The organism is Streptomyces sp. NPDC044063 (genome assembly GCF_056434285.1).
In genome coordinates this window covers 245,484-260,260 of sequence record NZ_JBWKFM010000001.1, presented here as the reverse complement: position 1 = coordinate 260,260, position 14,777 = coordinate 245,484, and the positions used below count along the sequence as shown (strand labels likewise).

Genomic DNA, 14,777 nt, shown 5'->3' with positions numbered 1-14,777 from the left:
GTAGGGACCGTCCCCGCTCGCGGCCAGTAGGGTCGGCATTCCTATGCGGAACCTACCTTCTCCGGACGTGGGGATGCCGGACGTCCGTTCACCCGCGCGCTATCTGACCTGGCTCGCCCTCAAACACTGGCAGAGCGTCCTGCTGGGCCTGGTCTACGGGGTCCTGTGCATGCTGGGACAGGCGCTGGTCCCGGCGGCCGTCGGACGGGCCGTCGACGAAGGGCTCGCCGCGCGCGACCAAGGCGCCCTGGTGTACTGGGGCGGCGTCGTGTTCGCCCTCGGGATCGTCCAGGCGGTCGCCGGTATCCTGCGCGACCGTGCGTCCCGGGCCGCCGCGCTCGGCTCCTCGTACCTGACGATGCAGCACATCACCCGGCAGGCGGCGCGGCTCGGTGCGACGCTGCCCCGGCGGGTGGCCGCCGGCGAGGTGGTGAGCACCGGCGTCGCGGACATCACGCAGATCGGTACGGCGCTGGAGTCCACCGCCCGGGGCGGTGGGGGCGCGGTGGCGATCGTCGCCGTGTCCGTGATCATGCTGAGCGCCTCGTGGGAGCTCGGCCTGGTCGTCCTCGTCGGGGTGCCGCTGATGGCGTGGTTGACGGCGCTGCTGCTGCGTCCGTTGCACCGGCACCAGCGGCGGCTGCGCGACGAACAGGAGCGGCTCAACACCCGGGCCGTGGACATCGCGAGCGGCCTGCGCGTGCTGCGCGGGGTCGGCGGTGAGGAGGTGTTCGCGCGGCGGTACCGGGAGGAGTCCCAGCGCGTGCGCCGCGCCGGTGTGCGTGTCGCCCGCGTCGAGGCGCTGATCGACGGGGCGAAGGTCCTGCTCCCCGGGCTGCTCGTCGCCGTCGTCGTCTGGCTGGGCGCCCGCTACGCCCTGGACGGCCGGATCGGCCCCGGGATGCTGGTCGCCTTCTACGGTTATGCCGCCTTCCTGACGAATCCGCTGCGCAGGCTGACCGATGCCGCCGACAGGACCATGAAGGGCTACGTCGCCGCAGACCGCGTCGTCCGTCTGCTGTCGCTCGAACCCGGGCTGTCCTCGGGCCCGCTGGGGCCGGGGGACCTGGACGGCGCGGCCGCCCTGACGGAACCCGGCTCCGGGCTGACGGTGCGGCCGGGCCGGTTCGCCGCCGTGGTCTGCTCCTCCCCGAAGGACGCCGCCGAACTGGCCGACCGGCTGGGCCGTTTCACCGACTCGGAGGCCGCCTACGGGGGCGTACCGCTGCGCGAGCTGCGTCTCGCCGAGGTGCGCCGGCGCGTGCTCGTGGCCGACAACGACGCGTATCTCTTCTCCGGTCCTCTCCACGAGACGCTGTCGCCGCGCGGCGGGGCCGCTCAGGGGGACGAGGCCTGGGAGCGGGCCCTGACGGCCGCCTCGGCCCGTGACATCGTCGAGGCGCTGCCCGACGGGCCCGACACCGAGGTGGTGGGGGCCGGCCGTGAGTTCTCGGGCGGGCAGCAGCAGCGGTTGCGCCTGGTGCGGGCCCTGCTCGCCGACCCCGAGGTGCTCGTTCTCGTCGAGCCCACGAGCGCGGTGGACGCCCACACCGAGGCGCGTATCGCCGAGGGGCTGGCGGCCGGGAGGCGGCGGCGCGCCACGGTCGTCTTCACCACCAGCCCCGTCGTCCTCGACCGTGCCGACCACGTGGCTTACGTGGAGGACCGCGAGGTCGTGGCCGAGGGCACCCACCGCGAGTTGCTGTCACACGCCCGGTATCGGGCCGTCGTCGCGAGGGAGGACCCCGTATGAGCGCGCTGCCGGTCGCTTCCGTGAAGGAGGTGCGCTCGCACGCCCGGCGGCTGGCCCTGAGCCATCCGCGGGAACTGACCGTCGCCCTGGGGCTGCACGGGCTGGCCGCGGCCTCCGCCCTCGTCATTCCCCGGCTGCTCGGCGATCTGGTGGAGGACGTGGCCCGCGGTATCGACCGTGCCACGAGCATGGCCCTGCTGATCTGCGCGTTCATGGTGCTCCAGGGCGTCCTGGTGTGCTGTGCCGTGTACGCCTCGGCGCGGCTGAGCGAGAAGATCCTGGCCGGGCTCCGGGAGGAGTTCGTCGGCAGCGTGCTGGAGCTGCCGTTGTCGACGGTGGAGCGGGCCGGCTCCGGCGACCTGATCAGCCGTACGACCCGTGATGTGGACGTGCTGTCGCGGGCGGTGCGGCAGGCCGTTCCGGACACCCTCGTCGCGCTGGTGACGATCGCCGCCACGCTCGGCGCGCTGGTGCTGCTGGGCCCGCTGCTGGCACTGCCGTGCCTGGTCGCGGCCCCCGTCCTGTGGGCCGCGGCGCGCTGGTACCGGGCCCGGGCCCGGGACGGCTATCTACGGGAGAGCGCCTCGTACGCGCACCTCGCCGAGGGGTTGACGGAGACGGTGCAGGGGGCCCGTACCGTCGAGGCGCTGGGCATCGGGAAGCGCCGGGCCGAGCGGGTCGACACGGACATCGCGAGGTCGTTCGCCGCCGAGCGCTACACGCTGATGCTCCGCACGGTCTTCCTGCCGATCTCGGACACCGCCTACGCCCTGCCGCTGGTGGCCACTTTGATCATCGGCGGTCTGTACTACCTCCACGGCATGGCCTCGCTGGCCGACGTGACGGCGGCCGCCCTGTACGCGCAGCAGCTCATGTTGCCCGTCGACCAGTTGCTGTTCAGGATGGACGAGCTGCAGATGGGCTCGGCCTCCCTGGCCCGCATCCTGGGCGTGCGCCGGGAGCCCGAAGGCAGCGGCACGGGAGCGTTGGTGGCGCCCCGGATCCCGGCCGGGGAAGAGGGGCACCTGGTCGTCCGCGGGGTGCGTTTCGCCTACCGCGAAGGCCGGGACGTGCTCCACGGCATCGACCTCGACATCGCCCGTGGTGAGCGGCTGGCGATCGTCGGTCCGTCCGGTGCGGGCAAGTCCACGCTCGGCCGGCTGCTGGCCGGCATCGAGGCGCCGCGCACCGGCTCCGTCACCCTCGCCGGGACACCGCTGGCCGGCCTCCCCCTCGCCGAACTGCGCCGTCACGTGGCCCTGGTCACGCAGGAGCACTACGTCTTCCACGCCTCCTTGCGCGAGAACCTCCTGATGGCGAAGGAGACGGCCGGCGACGCGGAGCTCGAGGCGGTTCTGCGGGCGGTCGACGCCTGGGAGTGGGCCCGGGGCATCGGTCTCGACGGCCGGCTGGGCTCCGGCAGTACGCGGCTCTCGCCGTCCCAGGCCCAGCAGCTGGCACTGGCCCGTCTGGTACTGGCCGATCCGCACACGCTCGTGCTCGACGAGGCCACCTCGCTCCTGGACCCGCGGGCGGCGCGGCACCTGGAGCGCTCACTGGCCGCGGTCCTCGAAGGCCGTACCGTCATCGCCATCGCCCACCGGCTGCACACCGCCCATGACGCGGACCGGGTGGCCGTCATGGAGGGCGGGAGGATCATCGAGCTCGGCCCGCACGACGAACTGCTGCGCCGGGAGGGCGCCTACGCGGCGCTGTGGCGTTCCTGGCACGGCGTGGCGGACCGGGTCGGTGAGGGCGGAGCCTGACGGGCGGGTGCGGGCCCGGGCCTGTCATGGGCCCGCGTCCGCACCCGCCGCGGCTCAGCCCTTGGTGCCGACGATGAGCCCGTGCTCGTAGGGGAGGTCCGTGAACGCCTTGACGTCGGCGCAGCCGATGTCGAACATCCAGGCGCGGTAGTCCTTCGCGGGGTAGGCCATGCCCGAGCCGGCGGCCAGCACGTTCAGGAAGAGGGACAGCCGGGCGGCCAGCAGGCCACCGCGTTCGTCGTCGGGCGCGGTCGTGCCGTAGGCGAGGATCTTTCCCCCCGGGGACAGGGCGTCGAGGGCCTTGGCCAGGAGTGCCTTGTTCTGTTCGGGCGAGAACACCTCCAGGGAGTGGCTGAAGAGCACGCCGTCGAATCCCGTGGGGAAGGTGTCCTCGAAGAGGTCCCCGGCATGGAACCGCACGCGGTCCGCGAGGTGGGGCGGCACCGACCGCGCGGCCAGCCGTGTGACGCTCGGCATGTCGAAGACCGTGACGGTGGCGTGCGGGTAGCGGTCGGCGAACATCTTCGCGATGGTTCCGGCGCCGCCCGCGACGTCGAGGAGGTTGTGTACGGAGGACATCTCGACGTGGTCCAGGAGTGCTGGGGCGAAGAGATGGGTGAAGGGGCCCAGTGAGGCGTGGTAGGCCGCTTCCAGTCCGGGGTCGTGGGAGAGGCGGTCGTAGAGGGTGGGGCCCTCGCCGGGATAGTCGGCCAGCGCGGTGTTCGTCCCGGTGCGGAGCGCCTCGGTGGTGTGGGGGAACGCGGGGTACTGGAACCTCCGCCAGCCCAGAAGGGTGTCCCGCCAGCTCTCCGGGGCGCTGGACGCCAGCAGTCTCTCGGCGACCTCGGAGTTCGTGTAGCGCTCGTCGCGCTTGATCACGAGTTCGGTGGCGCACAAGGCGTGCAGCAGGACCCTCAAGTGATGCCGCGGCACTTCGGTGAAGCCCTGCAGGGCGTCGAATTCACTGCCGGGGTTCTCGGAGAGGAAGCGGAACAGGTCGAAATCCAGTGCGGTGGTCACGGCGTTGAATAGCGCCGGCCCGTTGGCGATGAGTTGAAACCTCTCGAATGCGCGGTCGAATTCCTGCGCCTGATCCATCGAAGGTCGCCTTTCCCGAATGGTGCGCACATTTGTGAACCGCTCCGGCGATGCTGACATGTGCCACAAGTCGGGTCAAGGGCGCGCCGGGAGCGCGGAGTTGGGTCGCATTGCCTGCGCTCGTGACGACCGTCCGCCACCGCGTCGATCCGGGAGGCTGTCGGTAAATCCCGAGAGGGGATAAAGGGTTGACAGGGTGCGGCGCCTTTGCAGACCATGATTGTGCGGGGCATGCAACTTCTCAGAGTGCAGCAATGGCCATTCATTTCCCTGCTTCGTGAAACCGTGTGGACGTGCGCTCCGGGTGCACTGATGACGTGAGAGAGGTACACCCGTGTCGCATGTGGGGGACGGCCGTACGACATCGGTTTTTCTCGTCCAGCAAGGGGTATGGGACATGCCCCTGGAGTCGATGCCGCTCGCCTCCGGCTATCTCAAGGCCACGGCTCTCGCGGACGACCGCATCCGGGGCTCGGCCGACATCTCCATCCATAATTTCCGTGGCAGTACGACAAACGCCACCATGGCCAACGCTTTGTTCGGGGGTGAGCCCCCGGACGTCCTCGCCTTCTCCGTGCTGGGCTGGAACTACCACGCGTTCGGGGCGCTGGCCGCGACGTTCAAACAGCTCAATCCCCAGGGATGGGTGATATTCGGCGGCACCCATGTCGCCCAGCAGGCCGCCCGCGTTTTCCGCATGTTTCCCGAGGTCGACGTCGTGGTGAACGGCGAGGGCGAGATCACCTTCCGCGAACTGCTGCGGGCCCGCCTCGACGGCACCGACCGGAACGAGCTGAACTCCGTGGCGGGCATATCCTTCCAGGGCCCCGACGGGCGCCCCGTCGTCAACGAGGGGCGGGACCGCATCGAGGACCTGGAGATCATTCCGTCGCCCTTCCTGACCGGCGCGATCGACCTCACCGATGAAAACGGTGAATTCCGCTACGACGTGGCCCTCATGGAGACCAACCGCGGCTGCCCCTACAAATGCGCCTTCTGCTACTGGGGAGGCGCCATCGGGCAGAAGGTGCGCGCCTTCTCCCTGGACCGGCTCCGCCGGGAGCTGGAGGTGTTCGCCCGTCTCAAGGTGCACACCGTGGTCGCCTGCGACGCCAACTTCGGCCTCCTGCCCGGCGACGCCGAATTCGTCGAGGCGCTGATCGAGACCAGGGACAGGTACGGGTTCCCCAGGGCGCTGGAGACCTCCTGGGCCAAGAACAAGTCGAAGACGTTCTACCGGATCGTCAAGAGGATGAAGGACGCCGGTATGCGCAGCTCCTTCACCCTCGCCCTCCAGACGCTCAGCGACAACGCGCTCGAGTCCATGAACCGGCGGAACATGAAGGTCAACGAGTGGGAGGACCTCGCCGCCTGGCTCGACGGCGAAGGCCTCGACTGCTACGCGGAGCTCATCTGGGGCGCCCCCGGCGAAACCGTCGCGTCCTTCATGGAGGGCTACGACCGGCTCTCCCGCCGCGTCTCGCGGATCGCGGTCTACCCCATCCTGCTGCTCCCCAACACCGACTACATGGAGAAGAAGGACCTCTTCGGCATCCGGGCCGTGCGCGGAGACCACGACGACTTCGAATACGTCCTCGCCCACGACACCATGACCTTCGCCGAGAACCAGCGGATGCAGCGCTTCCTGTTCTGGGCGCGGGTCGTGGCCGAGAACGCGGTGCTGCGCCACAGCTGGGCGGCGCTGCGCCGGCTGGCCGGTCTCACCCAGTCCCAGGTCCTGCGTGATCTGGAGGCCTGGATCACCGAGGTCGACGACCCGGCCGCCGTCCCGCTGCGGGAGTACGTCGCCACCGCCGTCGGTGGCACCGGCGCCTTCGGTGCCGCGATCAGCTACCTCTACACCGAGCCCGAGGCCGTCCGGCTGCTGACCCGGTGGTGGCGGGAGTCCGTCCGCCCCCAGGTCCCGCCCGCGGCCGCGCCCGTACTCGACGAGGTCTTCCGCTACGACCTGCTGACCATGCCCGTCTACCGCCCGGCGAACGGGCCCGCCAAGGACGAGGAGCTGCCCGTGGAAGTGGTGCGCGGCGAGAGCTACTACGTACGCAGGAACGTCGAGCTCGCCTACGACGTACCGGCGATCATCAGGACCATCCGTGCCGACGGCGAACCGGACCTGTCCCCCTCGCCCCGCACGCTCGACCTCTACTACCGGAGGGGCTCCGAGTCCGCCGTCACCTCCACCAACCACGAGATCGTGGTCCACTTCATGGGCATGCCCGAGGACGAGATGCCGGCCGGCCCGCCCGGCCGGGGCGCACCGGGCAGCTCGGGAGCCCCGTCATGACGGCACCGGCCGACCGGGCCACCACCACGCGGCTGCTCATCGGCAACGACCTCACCGAGGAGGCCAGGAACGGCGACGGCTGGGTCCGGTGGGGGGTGCAGCGCCTGTTCTGGTTCGCCCGTGACGGCGACGTCGTCGTCCTGCCCGTGGACCCCGACCGGGACTTCCTGCGCCACGTCACCTCCCTCACCGGCACCGACCCCGCCACCCTCCGCCTGGTCGTCCCCCCGCCGGGACCCCCGGGGTCCGAGCCCGGCCTCCTCACCGCGGACCGGCTGGCCGGCCAGGGCTTCCGCGACGCGCTGCGCCACGCCCTCGCCGGACGGACCGTGCGCCGCGTCCACGCCCTGTGGCCCGACGTCACCGTGGCGGAACTGGCCCGCTCCCTGGGCGCCGAGAGCGCCCTGCCGGGCTACGCCTTCCTCCGCCAGGGCGGCGGCCTGCTCGTCAACAGCAAGGCCGTCTTCCGCGCCGTGGCCGCCGGCGCCGGGGTCCCCCTGCCCCCGGGCACGGTCTGCTCCGCGCCTCAGGAGGCGGAGGACCAGATCACCGAGCTCTTCCGCGCCGGCCGCCCCGTCATCCTCAAGCACGAGTTCCTCTCCAGCGGCACGGGCAACGAGATCGTCTCCCCCGTCCGGGGCGTACGCCCGATCGGTGCGCGGCGCGTCGTCCATCTGACCGGCCTGTCCGCCGTCCGCGCCCACCTGGCCGCCGAGTGGGACCGCCTCACCAGCGGGGGCCGGCGACGGCTCGTGGCCGAGGAGTACGTACCCGACAGCACCGCCCACTTCGCCGAGTTCCTGATCACCGACCACGGCGCCGACCTGGCCGGGCACGGCGAGATGGTCTCCGCCCCCCTCGCCACCGCCGAGATCATCCCCTCCCCCGGGCTCACCCCCGGCCGGCGGGCCCGGCTCGTCGAAGGAGGCCGGGCCCTGTGCGGCCCGCTGCGGGCCATGGGCTACCGGGGGCTGCTCAGCGCGGACTCCATCGTCACCCCCGACGACCGGGTCCTGTTCACCGAGTACAACGGCCGTGTCACCGGCTCCACACCCGTCTACGGCGTCATCGGCGCCCGCGTCGTCGGCCCCGACTACGCCCGCGACCGCGTCCTGCTGGAGACCGTCTGGCCCGACGGCTGGCAGATCTCCTCCTTCCGCGACGCCGAGCGGCGCATCGAGGCCGCCGGCCTCGCCTACGACCGGGCCAACCGGACCGGCGTGATCCTCATCAGCGCCTTCGACCCCCGGCGACGGGCCGTCATGTACTGCGTCGTCGCCGAGAACCTCCCGGCGGCGCGCGAGCGCCAGCGAATCCTCGGCGACATCTTCTCCGCCCGGCGGGCCGCCCCCGCCGCGGCCCACCGCACCTGACCGCACGCCACCGAGCGACAGGGAAGGCAACGCCCATGGGCACGGACACCACGCGTACGGACAGCACGCGTACGGACACCACGCGGCGGCTCAACACCTTCGACGAATGGTCCCCGCTCAAGGAGGTCATCGTCGGATCCGCCGAGAACTACGCCTCGCACGAACGCGAGCTGTCCTTCGAATTGTTCTTCCACGACAACATCACCCGCTCAGAGTGGTACTACCCCCGCGTCTCCGCCCCCCGCCACGGCCCGGAGGACTCGCCGGCCGCACACTCCCCGGCCGCGCACGAGGGCACGGGCACCGGCCGCACACCGATCAAACAGCGCTACATCGAGGAGCTCACCGAGGACCTCGAAGGCCTCGTGGCCGCCCTGGAGTCCCTGTCCGTCACCGTGCACCGCCCCATGACGCTCGACAGCACCACCGAGGTCCGCACCCCCGCGTGGGCGGCGGGCGTCGTCCCGCCGCTGAACGTCCGCGACAACACCCTCATCCTCGGCGACGAGATCATCGAGACCCCGCCGATGATCCGCTCCCGCTATTTCGAGACCCAGTTCCTCAAGCCCGTCTTCGCCGAGTACTTCCGCAGGGGCGCCCGCTGGACCGTGATGCCCCGCCCGTTCATGACCGACGCCTCCTTCGACCTGTCGTACGTGAAGGACACCACCGCCGGCGGACCCACCGAGCCCATCGGCGAGCCCCGGCCCTCGCCCTACGACGTCGGCTTCGAGATGATGTTCGACGGTGCCCAGTGCCTGCGACTCGGCCGCGACGTCCTCGCCAACATCTCCACCGCCAACCACGCCCTGGCCTGCGACTGGCTCGAACGCCACCTGGAGGGACGCTTCCGCGTCCACCGGGTGCACCGGCTCAGCGACAGCCACATCGACAGCATGGTCCTGGCCCTGCGCCCCGGCACGCTCCTGGTCAGGAACAAGACGGTCACCGACTTCCTCCCCGAGCCGCTGCGCACCTGGGACATGATCGTCCCCCCGGAGCCCGAGGCCGACAACTTCCCCGTCTACGACGACGAGGACCTCATCCTCGCCAGCCGCTTCATCGACCTCAACGTGCTCTCGGCCGGACCCGACATTGTCCTCGTCAACTCCGCCTGCCCGGAGCTGATGCGCACCCTGGAACGGCACCGGTTCGACGTCGTCCCCGTACGCCACCGCCACCGGCGGCTCTTCGGCGGCGGCTTCCACTGCTTCACCCTCGACACCGTCCGCGAGGGCTCGGCCGCCGAGGACTACCTCTCATGACCCCCGCCGTGCCACGGATCACCGCCGTCGGCACCGCCGTACCACCGCACTCCTACAGCCAGCGCGAGCTCCTCGACCTCTACCGCGTCCAGGACCCGCGCATCCGGTCGCTCTTCCTCAACAGCGCCATCGAACGCCGCCACCTCACCCTCCCGCCCCGGCGCCCCGACGGCACCATGGTCACCGAGAGCCAGGGCGAACTGCTGCGCAAGCACCTCGACGAAGGCCTGGACATCGGCCGCCGGGCCACCCTCCGCGCCCTCGAACAGGCCGGAGCCGGCCCCACGGAGGTCGGCCACCTGTGCTGCGTCTCCTCGACCGGCTTCCTCACCCCCGGCTTCAGCGCCCTCCTCGTCAAGGAACTCGGCCTGCCCCGTACCTGCTCCCGGCTCGACGTCGTCGGCATGGGCTGCAACGCCGGCCTCAACGCACTCGCCGCCGCCACCGGATGGGCCGGCACCCATCCGGGACGCCTCGCCGTGCTGGTGTGCATCGAGGTCTGCTCGGCCGCCTACGTCTTCGACGGCACCATGCGCACCTCCGTCGTCAACAGCCTCTTCGGCGACGGAGCGGCCGCCATCACCCTGCGCACCGGCGACGACCTCCCCGACCGCTGCCCGGGACCCGCCGTCGTCGGCCACGCCAGCCGCATCATCCCGGAGGCCTCCTCGGCCATGCGCTACGAATGGGACGACGAGCAGGGCAAGTTCAGCTTCCACCTCGACCGCGACATCCCCTACGTCGTCGGCGCCCACGTCGAGGAGACCGTCGGCGAACTGCTCGCCGGAACACGCCTGAAACGCTCCGACATCGCCCACTGGATCGTGCACTCGGGCGGCAAGAAGGTCATCGACTCCGTACGCGTCAACCTCGGACTCACCCGCCACGACGTCCGGCACACCCTCGGCGTCCTGCGGGACCACGGCAACCTCTCCAGCGGCTCGTTCCTCTTCTCCTACCGCCGCCTGCTCGACGAAGGAGTCACCGCCCCCGGCGACCACGGCGTGCTGATGACGATGGGACCGGGCTCGACCGTGGAGACGGCCCTCCTGCGCTGGTGACCCGAACCCGAACCCCGGGAGGAAACCGGACGTGATGCAGCACTGCGACACCGCGGGCGACGAGCTGACCCCGCTGCCCGACGGACTCGGACTGAGCCTGCGCGTCACCGCCCGGGCACCGCTGGCCCACCTCACCGCCCTGCTGGAGACGGGCTGCCACCGCGCCGAGGAACAAGGCACTCCCACCACCGTGGTCCTGCGCCTGGACGGTGCGCCCGGCGACCGGGCCTGGCCCGGACCGGTCGGCATCCATGACGTCAATCGCTGGGAACGCGCCGTACGCCGCCTGGAACGCCTCGACTCCGTGACCATGACGGTGGCCCGCGGCACCTGCACCGGCCCCGCCCTGGAACTGCTCCTGGCCACCGACCACCGCATCGCCGACAGCACCCTGCGGCTCCTGCTGCCCGTGAACGACGGCCACTTCTGGCCCGGCACCGCCGTACACCGCCTGGCCGTCCAGCTCGGAGTGGCCCGGGCCCGGCAGCTGGTGCTCTGGGGACACGAGCTCCCCGCCGCCGAGGCCCTGGCGCTCGGCGTGGTGGACACCGTCGACGACGACCTGGACGCCGCGGTCCGGGCCGCGACCGTCCTGCGCGGCCGCGTCGCGGGCACCGAACTGGCCGTACGCCGCCGGCTGCTCCTCGAAGCCCCCGCCACCAGCTACGAGGACGCCCTGGGCGCCCACCTCGCGGCCTGCGACCGCGAACTGCGCCGCCTGCGCCGCACCAAAGAGACCGACGAAACGGCACCGGACGGAACAGCACGCGACGGAACAGCACGGGAAGGACGGACACGATGAGGACCGGGCCCCTCACCGGACAGGTGCACCGCTGGCGGGACGCGCCTCCCGCGCTCCGCGGCTCCTTCGACGACGACGCCACCGCCCTCACCCGCCACACCACCGCCGGCGAGGAACTGCTCGCCCGGCTCCCCCGCGGACCGGCACGCGACACCGGCCAGCGACAGCTCGCGGACACGGTGTTCGCCGCCTGCCGCGAGCTGCGCCACCGCTTCGTCCACCGGCACGCGGAACCGCTCTACGACCGGCTCACCGACGCGCGCACCGCCCGCCGCCACCTGCCGGACCTCGCCTACGACGCGGCGGACCACGTCCCCGGGCTCACCCCCACCCGGGAGCAGATCGACGAGGAACTCCGGCACATCCAGGCCCACAAGGACGGACGGGAGATCGACCAGGGAATCCTCTTCCGCGGACTCCTGCGCTCCCCGGTCGCCGGCGGCCACCTCATGGACACCATGCGCCTGCCCTCCGCCCGCGCCATGGAGCTGATGCCACAGCTGCGGCACAAGGGCCGGGTGGACCTCGACACGGTCCTCGTGGAGCGGCACGCCGGCGCCGCCCACCTCACCTTCCACAACGAGCACTGCCTCAACGCGGAGGACAACCGGCTGATCGACGACATGGAGACCGCCGTCGACCTGGCCCTGCTCGACACGGACGTCCGGGTCGGCGTCCTGCGCGGCGGCGTCATGACACACCCCCGCCACGCCGGCCGCCGCGTGTTCAGCGCGGGCATCAACCTCACCGACCTGTGGGCAGGGAAGATCTCCTTCCTGGACTTCCTGCTCCGCAGGGAGCTCGGCTACCTCAGCAAGCTCGTGCACGGCCTGCTGCTGGACCCGGCACCCGACGCCCCGCCCGAGCACACCGTCCACAAACCCTGGATCGCCGCCGTCGACTCCTTCGCCATCGGCGGAGGAACACAACTACTGCTCGCCGCCGACATGGTCATCGCCGCCGAGGACGCCTTCCTCAGCCTGCCCGCCGCCCAGGAGGGCATCGTCCCCGGCGCGGGCAACCTCAGGCTCACCCGGCACACCGGCGCCCGGCTCGCCCGCCGGATCATCCTCTCGGGCCGCAGGATCCGCGCCACCGATCGGGAGGCGGCACTGCTGTGCGACCTCGTGGTGCCGGCTGACGAGGTGGACGCCGCCGTCGGGACCGCCGTACGCGACCTCGACAGCCCCGCCGTGGCCGCCAACCGCCGCATGCTCAACCTCGCCGAGGAACCCCCGCACCTCCTGCGCGCGTACCTGGCCGAGTTCGCCTACGTCCAGGCGACCCGGCTCTACAGCCCCGACGTCCTGGACAAGGTCGGCCGTTCCTGGGCACGGGCACGGACCGGGTCCTGAGGAGGCGGCCGACGGATGCTGGAGCTCGACGAAACCGAACTGCACGGGGCGTCGCGGGACCCGGCGCTGGACGCGGTGACGTTCCTCAACGAGATCATGAGCCGCCACCCCGACGCCATCTCCTTCGCCCCCGGCGCCCCCCACCCCGCCCTCCTGCGCGACATCGACCCGGCACGCCACATCGACACCTTCCTCCAGCACCTGTGCCGCACCCGCGGCATCGACCTGGCCGCGGCCCGGCAGCTGCTGTACGCCTACGGGCCCAGCCGCGGCCTGATCAACGACCTGGTCGCCGAGGCCCTGCGCCGCGACCTCGCCATCGACGTACCGCCCCGGGCCCTCGTCATCACGGCCGGCGCCCAGGAGGCCATGCTGCTCACCCTCCGCGCCCTCTTCCGCACCCCGCACGACCTGCTCGCCGTGGCCGACCCCTGCTACGTGGGGATCGTCGGGGCCGCGCGCCTGCTGGACATCGGCCTCGTCCCCGTCGAGGACGACGGGCACGGACCCGCCCCGGACCACCTTGCCGCGGCCTGCCGCACGGCACGGGCCCGGGGCCACCGCATCCGCGCCTGCTACCTGACCCCCGACTTCGCCAACCCGTCCGGGGCCCTGCTCGGCCGCGCCGACCGCGTGCGCCTGCTGGAGGTGGCCGAGAGCGAGGACCTGCTGCTCCTGGAGGACAGCGCCTACGCGTTCACCGCCGCGCCCGGAGTTGAGATCCCTTCCCTGAAGGCCCTCGACGCGGACACCGGCCGGGTCGTCCACCTGGGCACGTTCGCGAAGCTGTGCCTGCCCGGCGCACGGGTCGGCTTCGCCGTCGCCGACCAGCGGGTCCGTACGCGTGACGGGCGCGTGCGGCTGCTGGCCGACGACCTGGCCGCGCTGAAGACCATGACCACGGTCAACACCTCGCCCCTGGCCCAGGCCGTCATCGGCGGCATGCTCCTGGAGCACGGGTCGCTCTCCGTTCTCGGCCGAAGCCGATCGGAGCTGTACCGTCGCAATCTCACCCTGCTGCTGGACGCCCTGGACCGGCACATCGGCCCGCGCGGGCGACCACCGAGCGGCGTCGCGTGGAACCGCCCCACCGGCGGCTTCTTCGTCCGCGTGCGCCTACCGGTGCCGGCGGACGCGGCCCTGCTGGAGATCTCGGCATCGGAGTACGGGGTGCTGTGGACACCGATGGCACCGTTCCGCGTCGGCGACGGCAGGGCGGACGACGACGGCCGGAAGAACGAGCTGCGGCTCTCGTGCAGCTACCTCGAACCGGAACAGATCGAGACGGGTGTCGGCCGCCTGGCGGCGTTCCTTCACGGCATCGCCGGACCGCCGGCCCATGGGTGAGCGGCTGAGAGCCCCGTACCGCGCCGCCCTCACCCTCCGCCGGCGGTCTTGGGGAGTGCGCGGTGGGCGTACCAGGCTTCCACGGCCTCGGCGCGGGTGCCGGACGGGTTCCGGCGGTGCCAGGCGCTGGTGAAGCGGTTGAACTCGAACTGCTCCTCGATCTCGCGGGGCCGGGCCGCGTCCGGGCGGGTGGCGTGCCAGTGGGCGACCGCGTCCGTCAGGGTCCGGCCGGGGTTCCGGGCGATGAAGTCGCGCATGAAGGCGTCGAAGTGGAAGCCGGGGCCGATCGCCTCGACGAAGTACTTCCGCAGGACCTGGCTGCATCGTTGCCCGGCCGGGATCACGGTGTCGCCGTCGACGGGCTCGGTCAGCTGCGCGGTCGCCGGGCGACGGCGGGCCGGGGCGGCCGGCAGCGGCAGGCCGTCCAGCGCCGCCGCGAGCCGGGCGGTGAGCGCTGCCTTGCCGCCGGACCGTGCGACGCCCATGGTGCGGGCGAGACCGGTGAGCTCGTCCAGCGTCCAGTACCAGCGCCGTAGCCCGGCACCGGTGAGGTCGGCCGTCAGCGGCGGCCTGGACTCGGCGGCTGCCGCACTCGCCGTACTCGCACTGGCGTTCCGGTTCTCGTTCATGGCCGCCATTCTGCCGGGCCGCG

The 14,777-nt window shown here is 71.8% G+C and carries 11 protein-coding genes; 9 read left to right on the top strand and 2 right to left on the bottom strand.

Annotated elements, in window-relative coordinates; all coding sequences use genetic code 11:
* The first annotated feature begins 73 nt into the window (after positions 1 to 73).
* A complete protein-coding gene (locus tag AC07BS_RS01070) occupies positions 74 to 1,753 on the top strand; it encodes an ABC transporter ATP-binding protein (protein WP_478930039.1) in 1,680 nt (559 codons plus the stop codon).
* Complete coding sequence (locus tag AC07BS_RS01065) at positions 1,750 to 3,519, top strand: ABC transporter ATP-binding protein (RefSeq protein ID WP_478929189.1); 1,770 nt, start codon at positions 1,750 to 1,752, stop codon at positions 3,517 to 3,519. The genes AC07BS_RS01070 and AC07BS_RS01065 overlap by 4 nt, the downstream gene beginning before the upstream one ends.
* Positions 3,520 to 3,573: 54 nt before the next feature.
* Here AC07BS_RS01065 and AC07BS_RS01060 read toward each other — a convergent pair whose 3' ends face one another.
* Positions 3,574 to 4,539 (bottom strand): methyltransferase, encoded by a 966-nt coding sequence (locus AC07BS_RS01060; RefSeq protein ID WP_478929187.1) that lies wholly within the window; start codon positions 4,537 to 4,539, stop codon positions 3,574 to 3,576.
* Between the two features lie 412 nt (positions 4,540 to 4,951).
* Between AC07BS_RS01060 and AC07BS_RS01055 the strand changes: the two genes are divergently transcribed.
* From AC07BS_RS01055 to AC07BS_RS01025, 7 genes are read left to right on the top strand one after another with little or no spacing between them, the layout of a single operon-like run.
* Positions 4,952 to 6,922 (top strand): KedN5 family methylcobalamin-dependent radical SAM C-methyltransferase, encoded by a 1,971-nt coding sequence (locus tag AC07BS_RS01055; protein ID WP_478929185.1) that lies wholly within the window; start codon positions 4,952 to 4,954, stop codon positions 6,920 to 6,922.
* The gene (locus AC07BS_RS01050; RefSeq protein WP_478929183.1) at positions 6,919 to 8,295 is read left to right on the top strand and encodes a preATP grasp domain-containing protein; all 1,377 of its coding nucleotides are present in this window, start codon (positions 6,919 to 6,921) and stop codon (positions 8,293 to 8,295) included. The genes AC07BS_RS01055 and AC07BS_RS01050 overlap by 4 nt, the downstream gene beginning before the upstream one ends.
* 35 nt (positions 8,296 to 8,330) lie before the next feature.
* Positions 8,331 to 9,560, top strand: a complete 1,230-nt coding sequence (locus AC07BS_RS01045) for a glycine amidinotransferase (protein WP_478929181.1) — start codon at positions 8,331 to 8,333, stop codon at positions 9,558 to 9,560.
* A complete protein-coding gene (gene dpgA, locus AC07BS_RS01040; protein ID WP_478929179.1) occupies positions 9,557 to 10,621 on the top strand; it encodes a 3,5-dihydroxyphenylacetyl-CoA synthase DpgA in 1,065 nt (354 codons plus the stop codon). The genes AC07BS_RS01045 and dpgA overlap by 4 nt, the downstream gene beginning before the upstream one ends.
* 34 nt (positions 10,622 to 10,655) lie before the next feature.
* Positions 10,656 to 11,423, top strand: a complete 768-nt coding sequence (gene dpgB / locus AC07BS_RS01035; RefSeq protein WP_478930037.1) for an enoyl-CoA-hydratase DpgB — start codon at positions 10,656 to 10,658, stop codon at positions 11,421 to 11,423.
* Positions 11,420 to 12,778 (top strand): (3,5-dihydroxyphenyl)acetyl-CoA 1,2-dioxygenase DpgC, encoded by a 1,359-nt coding sequence (dpgC, locus tag AC07BS_RS01030; protein WP_478929177.1) that lies wholly within the window; start codon positions 11,420 to 11,422, stop codon positions 12,776 to 12,778. The genes dpgB and dpgC overlap by 4 nt, the downstream gene beginning before the upstream one ends.
* 15 nt (positions 12,779 to 12,793) lie before the next feature.
* The gene (locus AC07BS_RS01025; RefSeq protein WP_478929176.1) at positions 12,794 to 14,125 is read left to right on the top strand and encodes an aminotransferase-like domain-containing protein; all 1,332 of its coding nucleotides are present in this window, start codon (positions 12,794 to 12,796) and stop codon (positions 14,123 to 14,125) included.
* Between the two features lie 29 nt (positions 14,126 to 14,154).
* On the opposite strand, the gene AC07BS_RS01020 is transcribed toward AC07BS_RS01025, so the two are convergent.
* Positions 14,155 to 14,754: a DUF6434 domain-containing protein gene (locus AC07BS_RS01020; RefSeq protein ID WP_478929174.1), complete on the bottom strand. Its 600-nt coding sequence runs from the start codon at positions 14,752 to 14,754 to the stop codon at positions 14,155 to 14,157.
* Between the last annotated feature and the right edge of the window lie 23 nt (positions 14,755 to 14,777).

Bases quoted from the DNA above. Each gene is read 5' to 3' on its own strand.
- AC07BS_RS01070 (WP_478930039.1), top strand. From the start codon at position 74: ATGCCGGACGTCCGTTCACCCGCGCGCTATCTGACCTGGCTCGCCCTC.
- AC07BS_RS01065 (WP_478929189.1), top strand. From the start codon at position 1,750: ATGAGCGCGCTGCCGGTCGCTTCCGTGAAGGAGGTGCGCTCGCACGCC.
- AC07BS_RS01050 (WP_478929183.1), top strand. From the start codon at position 6,919: ATGACGGCACCGGCCGACCGGGCCACCACCACGCGGCTGCTCATCGGC.
- AC07BS_RS01045 (WP_478929181.1), top strand. From the start codon at position 8,331: ATGGGCACGGACACCACGCGTACGGACAGCACGCGTACGGACACCACG.
- dpgA (WP_478929179.1), top strand. From the start codon at position 9,557: ATGACCCCCGCCGTGCCACGGATCACCGCCGTCGGCACCGCCGTACCA.
- dpgB (WP_478930037.1), top strand. From the start codon at position 10,656: ATGCAGCACTGCGACACCGCGGGCGACGAGCTGACCCCGCTGCCCGAC.
- dpgC (WP_478929177.1), top strand. From the start codon at position 11,420: ATGAGGACCGGGCCCCTCACCGGACAGGTGCACCGCTGGCGGGACGCG.
- AC07BS_RS01025 (WP_478929176.1), top strand. From the start codon at position 12,794: ATGCTGGAGCTCGACGAAACCGAACTGCACGGGGCGTCGCGGGACCCG.
- AC07BS_RS01020 (WP_478929174.1), bottom strand. From the start codon at position 14,754: ATGAACGAGAACCGGAACGCCAGTGCGAGTACGGCGAGTGCGGCAGCC.